A 15,797-nucleotide genomic window follows, 5' to 3' on the forward strand; every position below is an offset into this window, starting at 1 on the left:
AAGCTTTATTATAGTTATTTTCATTTGTATGTAGACACCATTGTACGTTGATCTGCATTCTTTCTATACCATTGATTGCTACTCTTCAGCATCTTTCTGTGCGGCCTTTTTTTGCAATCGATTTTCTAAATACTTCCCAAGTACCCAAAATAAAACAATGCAAACGCCTACTACAATTGTTTTCACTGGATTTTTGGCAAAAGAGACGATACTTGATCCGACATAAGCAATTGAAAAAATCATCACGGATTTGCCTAATAAGACTGCCAAAATAAATTGCTGTAGACTAATCCTTGATAAGCCAGCTACAACATTAATGACAGACGACGGTGAAAAAGGAAAACAAAGCAATAAAAACAACGGACCAAACCCATGACGGTCAAGCCAATTCGTCACTTTTTTTACTTGCTTATTTTTGCGTATCGCAACCATAATTCGTTTATCTTGTAATTGACGAATTATGAGAAATACAACAATTGCACCTAGACTAGAACCAGCCCATGAAAGTAAAAAACCCTTCAGCAAACCATATGCTGCAGCATTGGCGAATACAAATACAAACAGTGGTAGAAAGGGAAGAAAAGCCTCAATAAAAGGCAGTAATATACCTGGTAATGGCCCAAGATTACTATAATCCTCTAGCAATTGCATAATATATTCATCTAACGTATCATTTTCAGCCATTATTTTCCAATCAGTCAAGATGTTATGTAAATACATGACGTATAATCTCCTCATCCATTAAAAGAACCTTTAATCCATACCAGCGATAATGTGTGATAAAAGAGTCGCATTATGCTTCGAGCACATTAGCAGTATTTTCCGATACCCTTTTATTTTAATAGAAACGATGCAATCTGCAAAGTTAAAATATATCAATTGCCTCTTTCGACTTCATTTCCAATATTTTTTTGTATATTTTTTCTTTGCAAACGCATATACTAGAACAAACGTTCTCTTATTGGAGGGATTTGCTTTGCGCTATCTTACAGAAGAAGAAGTAAACATTGCAACGAAGTTTCTTTTTCTTTCGATGGCCATTATCGTTATTCAACAGGATATTCATCTGATCCAAACGGGAGCCTTTAAAATAAAAGCACCATATGTGGAACTGTTGAAAAGAATGGCTTCAAAAGCATTAAATGAGCGAAAACGATTAAGGAAACAAATGCAGAAGCATAAGCTACAAGTAATTCCTTTGGAGAAAAACAACACGTTTTCCTCCTATCTCTTTCTTTGCAATGGACGAGAGGAAAAACGCAACTACTTTAATCCAACCATTCAGAAAAAAGTAGAAACGATAATACTGGAGCTTATGCGTAAGGCTCTGCAACCAGATCAATCATATGCTTTTGCAAATACTTGATACGGTTATCCAATAAATAACGGAATTGCGCTGTTCGTTGCACCTGATTGAGCATCGATCCAAAAGAAACATCTAGTACGATACTTCGACCATTTTTAAAAACGATTTCCGTACATTGATTTTTGGATCGGTTGACTTGATCTATGTGTGAATGAGCAATCCAGGAGCATTTCGGATTCGTGGGTGAATTCGTGGGGAAAAAATACATGCCGCTTGTCGGATCAATGGAGATGGGCGCCTTGTGGGTGATTCCACAGATCTCTTTTGTCCCTTCTTGCCTACCTCTAAGACTAGATCCGTAGAATTTACAGGCTTGATCAATAATCCTGCTTGGAGGAATACTTACAGGGTATTCCTTTTTTTCTTCTAGGATGATTGCCCTTGCATTCTCATTTGCTTCTTCCCCAGCAATGATGGCCAATGTAACAGGAGTCACCTCATGAGATGAGGTATAAAGATCATCCAACATAACATTCATCCTTTCCATATCAAATGAATCGAAAGAGGCTTATATTCTAATTTATCAGATATTTTTATAAAAGTATACATAAAATTACAATTTTCACAAAAAATGATGTATATGGAAATTAAATATCACTAACTATTCAGTTTTCCCTTCTTGCTCATCTTCCATTTTGCTTTCTGTTACAGCATGTACTTCCAGTTCTGGATAAAAATGCGGATTAAGTACTGTAAAGGTTGATAATTCCAATTGTTCTTCCTGCTTTTTCATTCAATCCGTCCTTTCACTTTTTTTTAGTATGGCTTAAATTCCTTCCATTTATTCCTAATTAGCGCAAGGTACAGACAATTTATAACTGGAATAAAAATAATTCCTACCCACATATCAGGAATAGGAATTATTAATCGTTATTATAGTGAATCCTTATTGCTTTACATGATCGCGCAAGCTTCGGCGCATGATTTTTCCTGTTGTATTCTTTGGTAATTCTTCTATGAATTCAAATTTTGAAGGGATTTTATACGGTGCGAGTTGCTCTTTACAAAAATCCCTTAACATTTCTTCTGTCAGAGAAGCATCCTTCGCAACGACAAAGCTAACAACCGCTTCTCCTGCTTCAGGATCAGGCACACCGATGACTGCGGTTTCTGCAACAAGCGGATGCGCATACAACACCTCTTCAACTTCACGTGGATATACATTATATCCACCAACAAGTATCATATCTTTTTTTCGATCAACAATATAAAAATAACCTTCATCATCCATTCTAGCCATATCACCCGTATATAGCCACCCGTCCTTCAGTGTCACTGCAGTTTCTTCGGGCATTTGGTAATACTCCTTCATCACATTCGGCCCTCGAACAATAAGCTCGCCAACTTCACCAGGTGGCAGCACTTCGCCAAATTCATCGACTACTTTGTTTTCTACATTTTTTATGCTTGTACCAATAGAGCCAGGCTTGCGAGGTCGATCTAACGGATTAAAGCACGTTACTGGTGACGCTTCTGATAAACCATATCCTTCTGAAATAATTACACCAAATGTCTTTTCAAAGTTCTTCAACAAGGCTACAGGCATCGATGCACCGCCTGAAATACAAAGTCGTACAGAAGAAAAATCAGCCTTGTGGTCTGGTATACCTGCCTGTAATAAGTAATTATACATTGTTGGTACACCAGCAAATATTGTTGCCTCATACGTTTTTGTTAATTCAAATACAGCATGCGGTGAAAATTTCGGTACGATTAATACTGTTCCACCATTCATCAATGGTGCATTTAATGAAACCGTCAGACAGAACACATGGAACATTGGTAATGCTGCAACCACTCGATCATCTTCATTCATTTGTAAATAATCAGCAACATCCTTTGCATTGGAATAGAGATTTTTATGAGAAAGCATTGCGCCCTTTGGATGTCCAGTCGTTCCCGAAGTATATAAAATGAGCGCTGTATCCCCTTCATTAATAATAGGTGGCTTGTAGTCCAAATTGCCGTTCGAAACAAGTGTTGCAAACGATTTTATTTTTCCTGATAATAGGTTGCTATCAAACTGTCCCATCTTTCCAGATTCACATGCAATATAGTTCGTAATAGCTGGAAGATCTTTTTCCATTTCAACGAACTTTGGAATAAGTACATCCAGCATAATAACAGTCTTTACATGACCATTTTTCAAAATATACAGCATTTCAGGAATCGTATACATTGGATTTATAGGTACTACGACCGCCCCTATCCGCAATGCTGCATATAGCCCGATAATGAAATGAGGGCTATTTCCAGTTATAAGTGCGATATGATCCCCTTTTTTACAGCCTAATGCTTCGAGTTGTGAAGCTAGCTTTGTTACCGCACCGTTTAATTCCTGGTAACTTGTTTGTTGCGATTGAAAAATGAAAGCAGACTTCGTTGGCATACTATGCGCGGTACGCTCCAGCTGTAGACTTAAATTCATTTTTTCTCCCCCTTTGTTCAAATCCTCAATCAATAATGAATGAATAGTCATTCATTATTTAGACGCACATATCCTTCTTGATCCCAACCCCTTCTTCTATAAATTGTGAATATTAATCTAATTTAAATTATAAAATAGCGGCTGCTGCAATTCAAGTGAAACCGCTACCAAAATTGTGACGTAATTACTTTCCTGCTTACATATAGCAAAAAAACCGAAGGCAGTCCTCCGGTTTTTACGTAAATGATTAGTAAATTAATTGGATAAATTGTTCTTTTGTAATCCTTCCTAAATAGTGCGGAATATCTATTCCCTCTAAAGCTTCTTCAATCGCTTTTCGCTCATGACGAACCCCTTGTAGCTTCTCTTCAATTACACGTACATCTCCTACCCCAAAAAAGTCGCCATAAATTTTGCAATTTTTTATCTTTCCTTTTGAAACATCCAAACGAACATCTACAAGACCAGCATCAAATTTGTGGGACTCCTGAATGTTAAATGTCGGTGACTTACCGTAATTCCAATCCCAATTACGATAGCGTTCTTCTGCTATTTGTCGAACATTTTCCCAATCGTTCTCTGTTAATTCATAACGAGGAACATCCGCTACATCTGCTACATCAAAAATCGAACGCAAGATAAGTGCCTTAAATTCGTCCATTGTAATTTTTTCATCAAGGAATTCAGAAATATTCGTAACACGGCTACGAATTGATTTAATCCCCTTTGATTCGATTTTTACTTTATTTACGTTCAAGGCAGCCACCACATGTTCAATTTCTGAATCAAACATTAATGTTCCGTGACTAAACATGCGCCCCTTTGTAGAGAATTGGGCATTTCCAGATATTTTTCTTCCATCTGCTACGAGATCATTGCGGCCTTTTAATTCTGCTGGAACGCCTAATTTGTTTAATGCTTCAACAACTGGCTTTGTAAACTTTTCGAAGTTATGAAAGCTTTCACCATCGTCTTTTGTTATAAAGCTAAAATTAAGATTTCCTTCATCATGATATACCGCTCCACCACCTGATAAACGACGGACAACCTTTATCCCATTGCTGTCTACATATTCGGTATTAATTTCCTCAACCGTATTTTGATTTCTCCCAACAATAATCGACGGTTCATTAATATAAAATAAAAGATATGTATCCTTTTCACCAAAATTTTGAAGTACATATTCCTCTAATGCAAGATTGATTGTAGGGTCTGTAATCCCCTTGTTATCAATAAACTTCATCATTTTACCCCCTTATCTTTTCTCTTCTTTATTCAGTTTAATAGAAAGTAGCGACGCAATCAAAGAATTCTCATTTTCTCCATACAAAATATACCATACTTTTATGCGAAACCAATTCTACATCCTACTTTTGCCAAGTAAAGCCTTTACAGGCGAGATGCACTCTACCATTATAATCACGCTTCGCTTCTTGCGCGAGCTGCGTTTGTTCACCATACTGTGGCAGATGACTGAGTAAAAGCTCATGTACACCAGACGCTTGTGCAATCATTGCTCCTTCTTTACTGTTCATATGGCCAGCTTTGGATCCATCCTGTTCCGCATAGAAATTACAATCGGTAATTAATAAGTCTGCTCCTTTTGAAAACGGAATCCATTCCTTCTGATAGCTTGTATCTGCTGTATAAACAATTGTTCTCTCGCCATCTGATATTCGCATTCCATAACATGGGACTGGGTGAACCGTCTGTAAAAAAGTTATTGAAAATGGACCAATTTCTAAAACACGGGTAGGATCATATGCAATTCCTTTTGTGCATTCGTGTGTCAAAACGGAAAACGCCGCAGCATCCTCCCTATGACCATAGATTGGAAGTACACGCTTATCTTCTGTTAAATAGGAATTTACGAGCCATGCATATTGTAGCACACCAATATCTGCTATATGATCCTGATGATAATGGGAGAGGAGCACTGCATCAATCTCCATGATTTCTTTATAATCCTGTAGACAAGATAATGCTCCACTACCTACATCGATTAATAAACTAAATGAATCTTTTTCTAATAAATAACAGGACGTTGCATTGTTTTTTGCAGGATAGCCACCCCAATGGCCGACAACGGTTAATTTCATCTAATCATTCCTTTTTTAAAATTTGTTGTAACACAGTATTGACACATCGCATATTGTTATAATACAATACAATTAACATTTGTTATAATACAGAAAAACATAAAGTTTATTGTTATGATACAATCTTACGAATAAGGAGGCGTGTAACATGATGAACGTTATTGAATTTTTCAGGAATCTCCCAAAGAAAAAGTGTCAACAATGCGGTAATGAGATGCATGAACAAGCTGACTGCTATGGAAATATTTGTTGTGAATGCGACCACCCAGCTCGCTAGCCTGTATCATTCCCCTATATCTAAATCATACCATGTATACTATCTATCTGTTATGAAACAGCTATTCTAAAATAGCTGTTTTTTTATTAAGACTATCATTAAACACCCTCTCCCTTTTAAAAGCTATAGATGAAAAAAACAATATTCACAACCTTTAACATATGATAATATTTAGAGTAACGAAATATTTTTAATTTTGGAGAGGAGAATAGATATGAGCGATTTAGCTTCAAAAAGAAAGAATCGAAAGGAAGTAGCACAAGCACAAACATGGGATTTATCAGACTTATTTCCTTCTCATGAAGCATGGGAGCAGGAATTAAAAGCGATTCAGGAAGAGGTTACATCAATCACCGCGTATAAAGAAAACGTAACAAAAAATGCACAAGCCTTGTTAAGCTGTCTCCAGGCGCTAGAGAATTATCAAGAACGCTTGATTCGCGTTGCTACATATGCAAGTTTACGAGCTAGTGCAGACGGTAGTGATGCAAATAATCAACGTGATTCCGCAAAAGTTGCTACAGCAATGGCTCAAATCAGTGCAGCGCTTTCGTTTGTAGAGGCTGAGCTTCTTACTCTTTCAGAGCAAAAAATAATCCAATATTTACAAGAAGAACCAAAGCTAAAGCTCTTCCAAAAGACACTGCTAGATACACTTGAAAAAAAACCGCACACCCTAAGTCCAGAGATAGAAGAAACCCTCGCAGCTTTAAGTCAGGTGCATGATGCACCATATATGATTTATGGAAGAAGCAAATCTGCTGACATGGAATTTGACGCGATTAAATCTACCGATGGAAAAACGTTACCGATGTCCGCAGCACTTTACGAGGATCGCTATGAATTTGAAGCAAACACGCACATTCGCCGTGCTGCTTATCAATCTTTTACCAAAACATTGAATAGCTATAAGCACACCTTTGCAGCAACTTATGCAACAGAGGTATCAAAGCAGGTAACCCTAGCTAAATTGCGAAACTATCCTTCCGTTACAGACATGTTGTTGCATTCACAGCAAGTATCAAAAGAAATGTATGAGCAGCAGCTAGATGTGATTCTAAAGGAACTTGCACCACATATGCGTCGATATGCGAAATTAAAAAAGGAAAAGCTCGAGCTTGATGACATGCATTACTGTGATTTAAAAGCACCACTAGATCCAGCTTTTAATCCTAAAACAACGTATCAGGAAGCTACGACAACGATTAAAGAAGCATTAGCAGTAATGGGGACGGAATATAGTGACATGATTCATAAAGGCCTTAGCGAACGCTGGGTTGATTATTGCGATAATATTGGAAAAGCTACTGGTGCTTTTTGTTCAAGCCCGTATGGCGTTCATCCGTATATTCTTATCACATGGACCGATACAATGCGAGGTGCTTTCGTCCTTGCTCATGAGCTCGGACACGCAGGTCATTTCTATCTTGCAGGGAAAAACCAATCTCTAAGTAATACACGCCCATCTACTTACTTTGTCGAAGCTCCTTCTACCTTAAATGAGCTATTATTAGCAAATCATTTACTTGCAAAAACAGAGGATAAGCAGATGAAGCGTTGGGTCATCACACAGCTATTAGGTACGTATTACCATAACTTTGTTACCCATTTACTAGAAGCTGAATTTCAGCGTCGTGTCTACCAGCTTGCGGAAGCTGGCACACCGTTAACTGCTGATGTTCTTTCTACGCAAAAATACGATACACTGCAAGCATTCTGGGGAGACAGTGTTACATTAGATGCCGGAGCTGGTCTTACATGGATGCGACAGCCTCACTACTACATGGGCTTATATCCATATACGTACTCTGCTGGACTAACCGTTTCTACAAATGTTGCCAAACAAATCCAGCAAGAAGGACAGCCTGCCGTAGATCGTTGGCTTCAAGTATTAAAAGCTGGTGGTACAATGAAGCCGTTTGACTTAATTAAAAAAGCAGGCGTTGATATGTCAAAGCCTGCTCCGATTCAAGAAGCAGTCGCATATGTTGGCTCCCTGATTGACCAATTAGAAGAAAGCTACTAACCATTTAAAAAGAAGTCAGGCAGATCATCGATGGTTGATGAACTGCCTGACTTCTTTTTTTGAAAATATAAAAGGATTATTCTAGAAAACCTAATACAGCCTTTACTGCTTCTTCTCCTTGCTCCATACAATCTGGTAAGCCAATTCCTTCATACGAGCTTCCTGTTAAAAACACGCCTGGCAGCTGTTTTTTCGCTTGATTTCGTATCTCGGATATCCGTGCTAAATGCCCCACGTTATATTGTGGCATTGCATTTTTCCACCGTGTTACAACATAAAACTCTGGAGCTTTTTGGATGTTCATCGTTTTACGTAAATCATTCAACACGATTTCCACCATTTCCTCATCAGAAAGATCCACTGCTTCTGGATCATTCGGACGACCGACATAGCAACGCACTAACGCCTTTCCTTCTGGGGTTGAATTTGGCCATTTCTTATGTGTCCACGTACATGCAGTAATTCGAAAATCACTGTTTCTTGAAACAACAAACCCTGTGCCATCAATATCTTGGGTAATGGCAGATTGATCAAATGCGATTGCAACATTTGCAACAGACGTTGCTGGCATTTCATGAAATGCTTGAAAGAAATCATATTGACTAAAAATAGTAGGCAAGGTGTGATGAGGAGTTGTCATAATGATTGCATCTGCGTTGTATACCTCACCATCACTTAATAAGACGTCATAGCCTTGTTCTTTTTTCTCGATATGGTTAACAGCTACCCCTTGTATAATATCTACTTGATCTAACTGCTTTTCTAACTGCTCCACAATCGATTCTAAACCGTTTTTTAACGATAAAAACATGCCAGGTTTTTTTCCTTTTGGTTTTGTCGGCTTTGGCATCGTTTTCTGCAAGCCACGAATCAAGCTACGATGCTTTTGCTCTAAATGGTAAAAGTTTGGAAAAGTTGCCATCAAACTCATTTCATCAATATCTCCAGCATAAATTCCCGACAGCAATGGCTCAATTAAGTTTTCGACCAGTTCATCACCAAACCGATGACGAAAAAATCCACCCAAAGATTGATCCTCCACTTCCTTACCTTTTGGAAGTAAAAAATCCATACCGGCTCGAAGCTTCCCAATTGGTGAGAAAATACCGGAAAACAAGAACGGCTTTACTTGGGTAGGCACCCCCATAAATGCACCACTTGGCATTTTATGAAGCTTTCCATTCACTAATATATAGGATTGCCCTGTACCATTACGAACAAGCTCTTCTTCCATTCCTAATGCCTTTACTAGCTTTACTGCAGGTGTTTTACGTTCTAAAAAAGAGTCGGGACCTTGTTCAATGATAAAGCCGTCCTTCCGAGTTGTTTTCACTTTACCACCAAGACGATTACTAGCTTCCACTAATTTCACTTCATATGGAAGCTGCTTTTCCTGAATTTCTTGCTGCAAATAAAAAGCTGCCGTTAATCCTGTAATACCGCCACCAGTGATTAAGATTTTTTTCTTCTCCATTATGCTTCACTTCTTACTTTATCTAACACAACATTCGCTAATGTAGCGATGAATTCGGGCTTTACATTGGGCATTTCCGGGCGATAATAATTTGCACCTATTTCATCACAAACAACCTTACATTCATAATCATTATCGTATAGTACTTCCAAGTGATCAGCGACGAAACCAACTGGCGCATAAACAAAGGACTCGTACCCTTTTTGTTCATACAATTCCCGTGTTAAATCCTGTACGTCTGGTCCAAGCCATGGATCAGGTGTATTTCCTTCACTTTGCCAGCCAATTTCATAGTGTTTAATGTCTGCTTTTTCTGCAATTAATTTGGCTGTTTCTTTTAGCTGCTCTGGATATGGGTCTCCATATTGCAAAATTTTCTCAGGCAAGCTATGTGCAGAAACGATGAGCACCGCTTTTTCCTGTTCTGCTTCCGTCATTTTCGCGTATTGCTTCTGAATGTTATCTGCCCAATATTGAATGAATCCAGTAGCAGCATACCAGCTTTCTACAGATTGCAATGTAATGCCATGCTTTTCTGCTTCTTCCTTCGCACGTGTATTATAGCTTTTCACACTAAACGTAGAATAATGTGGTGCAAGCACAATTGAAACAGCTTCTTTTACACCATCATGAGCCATTCTTTCTACGGTATCTTCGATAAATGGGTGGATATGCTTTAATCCAATATATACGGTAAATTCATACGTATCCTGTATCGCATTTAATTCCGCTTCTAATGCACTTGCTTGATTTTCCGTGATTCGCGCTAATGGAGAAATCCCCCCAATTGCCTTGTAGCGATCTTTCAAATCTTGCAACGCTTCTTCGGATGGCTTTCTTCCGTGACGAATATGTGTGTAATATGGTTCTATGTCTTCTTCTTTATATGGCGTTCCATAAGCCATGACAAGTAATCCCATTTTCTTTTTTTCCATTTTCTACACCTCTACTCTCTCGTTTTTAAAGTTATCTAGCAGAATATGCATGCACTAGATCGGTAAGCTTCTTCAATGTCCTTGGATCAATATCAGGTGTTACACCATGTCCTAAATTAAATACATGATGGCCATCCTTGATCGACTGATCCAAGATTTTCTTTGTTCGACTCTCAATTGTTTCCCAATCAGAAAGTAAAATTGCCGGATCTAAGTTCCCTTGCAGCACCTTTGTCACACCTAATGCCCGGGCTTCTTCGATAGAAGTACGCCAATCTAATCCAATGACATCTACCGACAAATCATTCCATTCTAGTAATAAGTGACTCGCACCGATGCCAAACATGATTAATGGTACATCTTGCTTTTGTAGCTCCGCAAAAATGCGTGTCATAACAGGTTTTATATAGCTTCGATAATCACTTGCATTCAAAGCACCAACCCAAGAATCAAATATTTGAATTGCCTTCGCTCCTGCTTCAACTTGTGCTTCCACATATGTAATTACCATATCTGCTAACTTATCCATTAGCGCAAACCACGCTTCTGGATTTTTGTACATAAACGCTTTTGTTTTCGCATAATTTTTTGATGGTCCGCCTTCAATCATATAGCTAGCTAATGTAAACGGAGCACCACTAAACCCTATTAATGGCACATTCAATTGTTCATTCGTTAAGATTCGAATGGTTTCTAGTACATAGGGAACATCTGCTTTCGGATTGATTGTCCCTAATTTTTCTATATCCTCTAAACTACTGATTGGATTATGAATGACTGGACCAATTCCAGATTTAATTTCTACGTCAACACCTAAGGCTGGTAACGGAGACATAATATCCTTGTATAAGATAGCTGCATCTACATTATAATGTTCAACTGGTAGTCGTGTTACATAAGCACAAAGCTCTGGTTGATGTGTAATTTCAAATAAGGAATACTTCTTTTTAAGCTCACGATATTCCTTTTGAGACCGTCCAGCCTGGCGCATAAACCATGCTGGTGTATAATCAGTTTTTTCCCCTTTGTACGCTCTAATAATTGTATCGTTTATCTTCCTTGACATGCCATCCACCCTTTTTTTAACGCTTTATTTAGCTTCTATCAAAAGATTAAAAGCGTATTTTTCTTTACCTAATTATTAACTATAGCTATTCAAACCATATGTGTATAGTAAACGCTGTTTTTTGTCATGAATTTGTCAAATCATAAAGCTAGTTCAACCGTTTGAGAATGGGCTCCTTCAAGTTTTGTTAATGGATCATATGGAACGACATAATACGCGTTCTTTTTCCAAGCAGATAATCCAGTTAATGTGAACATATGCTTCCCTTCTACTTCGCCAACCTTTTTATCGATTCCTTCTTGCTTTCTATATATACGGTAAATGACCCTTTCGTCCTCAGATCCTTCCCAAGTAAGCTTTGCTTTTAATAAAGCGAATCCTCCAAAAACATGCTCCGCTTTAACGTGTTTTATTTCCGGAAGTATAATGGGATCTTCTACCTCCTCCACATCTGCTGGTTGTGCAAATGCAGCTTTCTGCGGGTGGGTCTTATCCATTTCTGTCAGCATCGCTTTCGTTAATATAGTCGGAAACGAACTACCACCAGTTAAATAGTGATGCTCATCGGATTGATCATAGCCCATCCAAAGCGCTGTCACGTACTCGGGGGTATAGCCGACAAACCATGCATCCTTTGTTTTTCCTTTTGCTAACGGATGCCCTGTTGATCCAGTTTTTCCTGCTAATGCCTTATGATAGGAACCGCTTTGACCTGTGCCATTCTGAACCACCGCTTCAAGCATTCTCGTCATATTCCAAGCAACCTGTGGAGAAAACACCTTCTTTTTCTTTACATCAGTTCGTTTAACTAATGTATTGTTCTTATCATAAATCTGATCGATTGCTTTTGCTTGAACAAAGGTTCCATTGCTTGCAAATGTACCATACGCCTCTACCATTTGTAATGGGGTTACTCCATCACGCAAGCCTCCAAGCGCAATTGCTAAGCCTTCATCAGGAATAGAAATATTCATTTTTTCCAAGTAATCTTTACTATACGGAATACCAATTTGATTTAAAAGCCATACCGCTGCAATGTTTTTAGAGTCTTTTATCGCGTTATACATCGATACAATACCTTCATATTTCCCATCACTATTACGGACAGCATAATCTTCAATTTCCATCTTTTGGTCGGTTAACAAAGAATAAGGACCATATTCCCCACGCATCATTGCAGGTCCATAAACAGCAATTGGCTTTAAGGTAGAACCTGGCTGCCGTTTAACGAATAGTCGATTGAGATCTCCAGCTTGATAGTTCCTTCCACCTATTGCAGCAACAATGCTTCCCGTCTCAGCTTCTGTCATGACAAAAGCACCTTCAACCCCTTTGCTATTGCCTGGGAAATAATCCCCTTCCTGCATACGCTTATAAGCAATTTGTTGTAGGCTATCGTCCACATTTACTATAATTCGATATCCCCCGCGGCGAAGCTCGTTGATGGATAGCTTATAGGATGCAGCAGCTTCCTTCGTCACTATGTCGATATAGCTAGCCATCCACGGTTTTTCTTTCGTAGATTGAACTTTTAAGCCGAGCGTTTTTCCTTGTTCCTTGAGACGGTCTTCCGTTGAAAGCATCTCCATATCTTCCATTGCCCGCAATACGATATTTCTTCTTTTTAACGCCTTATCCGGATGGTTGATCGGAGAATACCCATTTGGTGCTTTAGCGAGTCCAGCTATTAACGCCGCTTCGCTAATTTCTAGTTCTTTAGCTGTTTTTGAAAAAAATTTCTGTGAAGCTGCTTCAATACCATACACACCATGACCGAAATAAATCTGATTTATATATAATTCTAAAATATGTTCTTTCGACAAATGACGCTCTAAATAAATCGCCGCCATTACTTCTTTTGTTTTACGCATCCACGTTTTATCATGGTGTAAAAATACGTTTTTAGCGAGTTGTTGTGTAATCGTACTCGCCCCTTCTACCTTACTCCCAGCAAGTATATCTCTGTAGACAGCGCGAGCTACTGATTTCATATCGACACCTGCATGCTCATAGAAACGACGGTCTTCGATCGCAATAAATGCTTTTTTTACATGATCAGGGAGCGTTTCGATATGGATTGGTATTCGATTTTCTTCATAAAGCTTGCCGATTATCTCGCCATCTTCTGATTCTATTGTCGTTACCGCATCTTGAATCATTGCTTCTTCGTCTACCACAAGCTTACCGCCGAATAAAATAAAAAGGTATCCAGCTAAACTAAGGATAATGATCATGCTAAGGAGCGCAATCGGAATTTTTACTTTTGCAGGCGTATTCTTTATAAGTTTTTTTATGCTTTCAAACCACTTTTTCATCCATTCACCTCTGGACAATTTCAGATCACCATCTGTTATTATACGACAAATTTCAACATCCATAAAGCAATAGGGTTTATCAAATAATAATAATTATAAAATTGAAAGTGAATGCTTATTGCAGGTTACAATGTATACTAATGTTAGTAAAATTAGGGTATGATGATAAGAAGAGGAGGGGATCAAAATGAAAGCTTTTATGACAAATGGAACCTATCACTTTCTTAAAAAGCTACAAGATAACCATCCGCATTTTCACCTTTATTTCATGCGTAATGATTCAAGTACGTTAGCGTACTATGAAGCAGACAACAAACAACTATTTGCCGCTGGGAGAGCCTACGACATCTTACTTTCAGTAGGAACGCTAAACGAAAAAGGGTATATTGTAATGAACAATATACCTGTGACAGAGGACGGACAGCCCGTTTTTGAGAATCGTTTTAAAAAGCGGCAACATGATATAATCGCTTTCCCAGGATTTCAAGCCTTTCGACTCTTAAAGCCCGTTAAAGGAAATACGTATGTCGTGTTAACTCAGTGGGCTTCTGAAAATGACTTTGAAAATTGGAAGAACTCTGAGCAATTTCAAGAAGCGCATCAAGGAAGGAAGCCAGCCTATTTTGCTGATCGCCCCTTCCTGACAAACTATCATATGATAAAAGAAGAATGAGGCTTTGTCTCCACCTCATTCTTTGATCGTTCCAGTCCGTTCGTCGCAGTGCAGGCACCTACACTTTTGATCCGACTAGTTTCTGTGCCTTGCGACTTGCGTACTTCACTCTCCTCTGTACGATAAGTCAACATCGCTTCTCTTCGTTCTTCGTGTTTCCTTTATCTCCGACGGCTCGTTCCAGTCCGTTCGTCGCAGTGCAGGCACCTACACTTTTGATTCTACTCTATGATATTTTCGGTTAGGAATGCTCGAAATGATTCTTCGGGTTGCTCACTGCTTATTCTCGCAACTTCTTTTCCGTTTTCATAATGGACAAGTGTGGGAACTCCTTCTATTTCGTACAAATCCCACAATGTCTTAAATTCTAATAAGTTCATCTTTTTTATATCGACATTCATTTCCTCTGCTAATGGAACAAGGACAGGAGTCGTATTTTGACAATAGCTACATGTTGGACTATAAAAATAAACTGTCACATCCTCTTTATTATCCAGCTTCTCTTTTAGCGCATCTGGTGTAATCTGATTCTGGTAGTTAGGGTCGTCCAATTGATTTACAGTTGCCTGATCCAGACCTTCCTTCCCGTAAGGATTTTCATTGTCGTCCATCGTCTTATTTGTTTTATAATCATTAACAAAGTATAGTGCTGCAAACAAGATAACAATAACTCCAACAATCATGAGCATTTTCTTTTGCATAAATAGTGCCTCCTTCTAGTTCTTCTTAAGTAAAATATGGGTAATGAAAATAATCAAGAATGCAGTTCCCGCTAAAAAGGGAATCGTTATAAATCCTAAATAATTCACGTATTGCACATTACATGGAATCAAGCCACATGAATCACTTGCTTCTTGTAATGCTGGTAATTTTTGTATCAAGTAATGATAGATTGAAATGAGTAGCCCTAGTCCACTTAGCAGTATACCTGGCAAAGCGATAATCTGCTTTTTCTTCCACAATGCAACACCATAAATAATGACTAATGGATACATAAAAACACGCTGAACCCAGCATAGCTCACACGGAATAAAACCAGCAATTTCAGAGAAGTACAAGCTACCTGTTGTCGCTAACAATGCTGTTATCCACATAATTAAAAGCAGGTTTTCCTTCTGTTTTGAAATCATCCACTTTT

The 15,797-nt window shown here is 38.4% G+C and carries 16 protein-coding genes; 4 read left to right on the top strand and 12 right to left on the bottom strand.

Annotated elements, in window-relative coordinates; all coding sequences use genetic code 11:
• Window positions 1-78: 78 nt before the first annotated feature.
• The gene (locus SPK86_RS01595; protein WP_284139464.1) at window positions 79-720 is read right to left on the bottom strand and encodes a TVP38/TMEM64 family protein; all 642 of its coding nucleotides are present in this window, start codon (window positions 718-720) and stop codon (window positions 79-81) included.
• Window positions 721-976: 256 nt separating this feature from the next.
• On the opposite strand from SPK86_RS01595, the gene SPK86_RS01600 reads away from it, so the two are divergent.
• A complete protein-coding gene (locus SPK86_RS01600; protein ID WP_284139465.1) occupies window positions 977-1,366 on the top strand; it encodes a hypothetical protein in 390 nt (129 codons plus the stop codon).
• Here SPK86_RS01600 and SPK86_RS01605 read toward each other — a convergent pair.
• From SPK86_RS01605 to SPK86_RS01625, 5 genes are all read right to left on the bottom strand, one after another.
• Window positions 1,314-1,835: a competence protein ComK gene (locus SPK86_RS01605; protein WP_284139466.1), complete on the bottom strand. Its 522-nt coding sequence runs from the start codon at window positions 1,833-1,835 to the stop codon at window positions 1,314-1,316. The two genes, SPK86_RS01600 and SPK86_RS01605, sit on opposite strands and share 53 nt — an antisense overlap.
• Before the next feature lie 132 nt (window positions 1,836-1,967).
• Window positions 1,968-2,099: a hypothetical protein gene (locus SPK86_RS01610; protein ID WP_284139467.1), complete on the bottom strand. Its 132-nt coding sequence runs from the start codon at window positions 2,097-2,099 to the stop codon at window positions 1,968-1,970.
• Window positions 2,100-2,252: 153 nt separating this feature from the next.
• Window positions 2,253-3,794: a fatty acid--CoA ligase family protein gene (locus SPK86_RS01615; RefSeq protein ID WP_330948543.1), complete on the bottom strand. Its 1,542-nt coding sequence runs from the start codon at window positions 3,792-3,794 to the stop codon at window positions 2,253-2,255.
• 247 nt (window positions 3,795-4,041) lie between these two features.
• Window positions 4,042-5,037 carry a lipoate--protein ligase gene (locus tag SPK86_RS01620; RefSeq protein ID WP_330948586.1) on the bottom strand — a complete coding sequence of 332 codons (996 nt, stop codon included), beginning with the start codon at window positions 5,035-5,037 and terminating at the stop codon, window positions 4,042-4,044.
• Between the two features lie 124 nt (window positions 5,038-5,161).
• Entirely contained in the window at window positions 5,162-5,893 is a 732-nt protein-coding gene (locus SPK86_RS01625) for an MBL fold metallo-hydrolase (RefSeq protein ID WP_284139469.1), read from the bottom strand.
• Between the two features lie 151 nt (window positions 5,894-6,044).
• On the opposite strand from SPK86_RS01625, the gene yhfH reads away from it, so the two are divergent.
• Window positions 6,045-6,170: a protein YhfH gene (gene yhfH, locus SPK86_RS01630; protein ID WP_443089746.1), complete on the top strand. Its 126-nt coding sequence runs from the start codon at window positions 6,045-6,047 to the stop codon at window positions 6,168-6,170.
• A gap of 214 nt (window positions 6,171-6,384) precedes the next feature.
• On the top strand, window positions 6,385-8,196 hold the full coding sequence (gene pepF, locus SPK86_RS01635) for an oligoendopeptidase F (RefSeq protein ID WP_330948544.1): 1,812 nt from the start codon (window positions 6,385-6,387) through the stop codon (window positions 8,194-8,196).
• Window positions 8,197-8,272: 76 nt separating this feature from the next.
• Here the strand turns inward: pepF and hemY are convergent, their stop codons facing one another.
• From hemY to SPK86_RS01655, 4 genes are all read right to left on the bottom strand, one after another.
• Complete coding sequence (gene hemY / locus SPK86_RS01640; protein WP_330948545.1) at window positions 8,273-9,670, bottom strand: protoporphyrinogen oxidase; 1,398 nt, start codon at window positions 9,668-9,670, stop codon at window positions 8,273-8,275.
• Window positions 9,670-10,605, bottom strand: coding sequence for a ferrochelatase (gene hemH / locus SPK86_RS01645; RefSeq protein WP_330948546.1), 936 nt, complete (start codon window positions 10,603-10,605; stop codon window positions 9,670-9,672). Before hemH ends, hemY begins: the two co-directional genes overlap by 1 nt.
• A 31-nt stretch (window positions 10,606-10,636) precedes the next feature.
• Window positions 10,637-11,671, bottom strand: a complete 1,035-nt coding sequence (gene hemE, locus SPK86_RS01650; protein ID WP_330948547.1) for a uroporphyrinogen decarboxylase — start codon at window positions 11,669-11,671, stop codon at window positions 10,637-10,639.
• A 140-nt stretch (window positions 11,672-11,811) separates the two neighbouring features.
• Window positions 11,812-13,986, bottom strand: a complete 2,175-nt coding sequence (locus tag SPK86_RS01655; RefSeq protein ID WP_330948548.1) for a transglycosylase domain-containing protein — start codon at window positions 13,984-13,986, stop codon at window positions 11,812-11,814.
• A gap of 187 nt (window positions 13,987-14,173) precedes the next feature.
• Here SPK86_RS01655 and SPK86_RS01660 point away from each other — a divergent pair, with 187 nt between their 5' ends.
• On the top strand, window positions 14,174-14,659 hold the full coding sequence (locus SPK86_RS01660) for an antibiotic biosynthesis monooxygenase family protein (RefSeq protein WP_284139476.1): 486 nt from the start codon (window positions 14,174-14,176) through the stop codon (window positions 14,657-14,659).
• A 221-nt stretch (window positions 14,660-14,880) separates the two neighbouring features.
• Here SPK86_RS01660 and SPK86_RS01665 read toward each other — a convergent pair whose 3' ends face one another.
• The gene (locus SPK86_RS01665) at window positions 14,881-15,360 is read right to left on the bottom strand and encodes a thioredoxin family protein (RefSeq protein WP_330948549.1); all 480 of its coding nucleotides are present in this window, start codon (window positions 15,358-15,360) and stop codon (window positions 14,881-14,883) included.
• 15 nt (window positions 15,361-15,375) lie between these two features.
• Entirely contained in the window at window positions 15,376-15,789 is a 414-nt protein-coding gene (locus tag SPK86_RS01670) for a disulfide oxidoreductase (protein ID WP_284139478.1), read from the bottom strand.
• Window positions 15,790-15,797 lie beyond the last annotated feature (8 nt).

Source organism: Virgibacillus sp. MG-45, from assembly GCF_036409425.1.
Taxonomy (GTDB): Bacteria; Bacillota; Bacilli; order Bacillales; family Amphibacillaceae; genus LDC-1.

Bases quoted from the DNA above. Each gene is read 5' to 3' on its own strand.
- SPK86_RS01595 (WP_284139464.1), bottom strand. From the start codon at position 720: ATGTATTTACATAACATCTTGACTGATTGGAAAATAATGGCTGAAAAT.
- SPK86_RS01605 (WP_284139466.1), bottom strand. From the start codon at position 1,835: ATGTTGGATGATCTTTATACCTCATCTCATGAGGTGACTCCTGTTACA.
- SPK86_RS01610 (WP_284139467.1), bottom strand. From the start codon at position 2,099: ATGAAAAAGCAGGAAGAACAATTGGAATTATCAACCTTTACAGTACTT.
- SPK86_RS01615 (WP_330948543.1), bottom strand. From the start codon at position 3,794: ATGAATTTAAGTCTACAGCTGGAGCGTACCGCGCATAGTATGCCAACG.
- SPK86_RS01620 (WP_330948586.1), bottom strand. From the start codon at position 5,037: ATGAAGTTTATTGATAACAAGGGGATTACAGACCCTACAATCAATCTT.
- SPK86_RS01625 (WP_284139469.1), bottom strand. From the start codon at position 5,893: ATGAAATTAACCGTTGTCGGCCATTGGGGTGGCTATCCTGCAAAAAAC.
- yhfH (WP_443089746.1), top strand. From the start codon at position 6,045: ATGAACGTTATTGAATTTTTCAGGAATCTCCCAAAGAAAAAGTGTCAA.
- pepF (WP_330948544.1), top strand. From the start codon at position 6,385: ATGAGCGATTTAGCTTCAAAAAGAAAGAATCGAAAGGAAGTAGCACAA.
- hemY (WP_330948545.1), bottom strand. From the start codon at position 9,670: ATGGAGAAGAAAAAAATCTTAATCACTGGTGGCGGTATTACAGGATTA.
- hemH (WP_330948546.1), bottom strand. From the start codon at position 10,605: ATGGAAAAAAAGAAAATGGGATTACTTGTCATGGCTTATGGAACGCCA.
- hemE (WP_330948547.1), bottom strand. From the start codon at position 11,671: ATGTCAAGGAAGATAAACGATACAATTATTAGAGCGTACAAAGGGGAA.
- SPK86_RS01655 (WP_330948548.1), bottom strand. From the start codon at position 13,986: ATGAAAAAGTGGTTTGAAAGCATAAAAAAACTTATAAAGAATACGCCT.
- SPK86_RS01660 (WP_284139476.1), top strand. From the start codon at position 14,174: ATGAAAGCTTTTATGACAAATGGAACCTATCACTTTCTTAAAAAGCTA.
- SPK86_RS01665 (WP_330948549.1), bottom strand. From the start codon at position 15,360: ATGCAAAAGAAAATGCTCATGATTGTTGGAGTTATTGTTATCTTGTTT.
- SPK86_RS01670 (WP_284139478.1), bottom strand. From the start codon at position 15,789: ATGATTTCAAAACAGAAGGAAAACCTGCTTTTAATTATGTGGATAACA.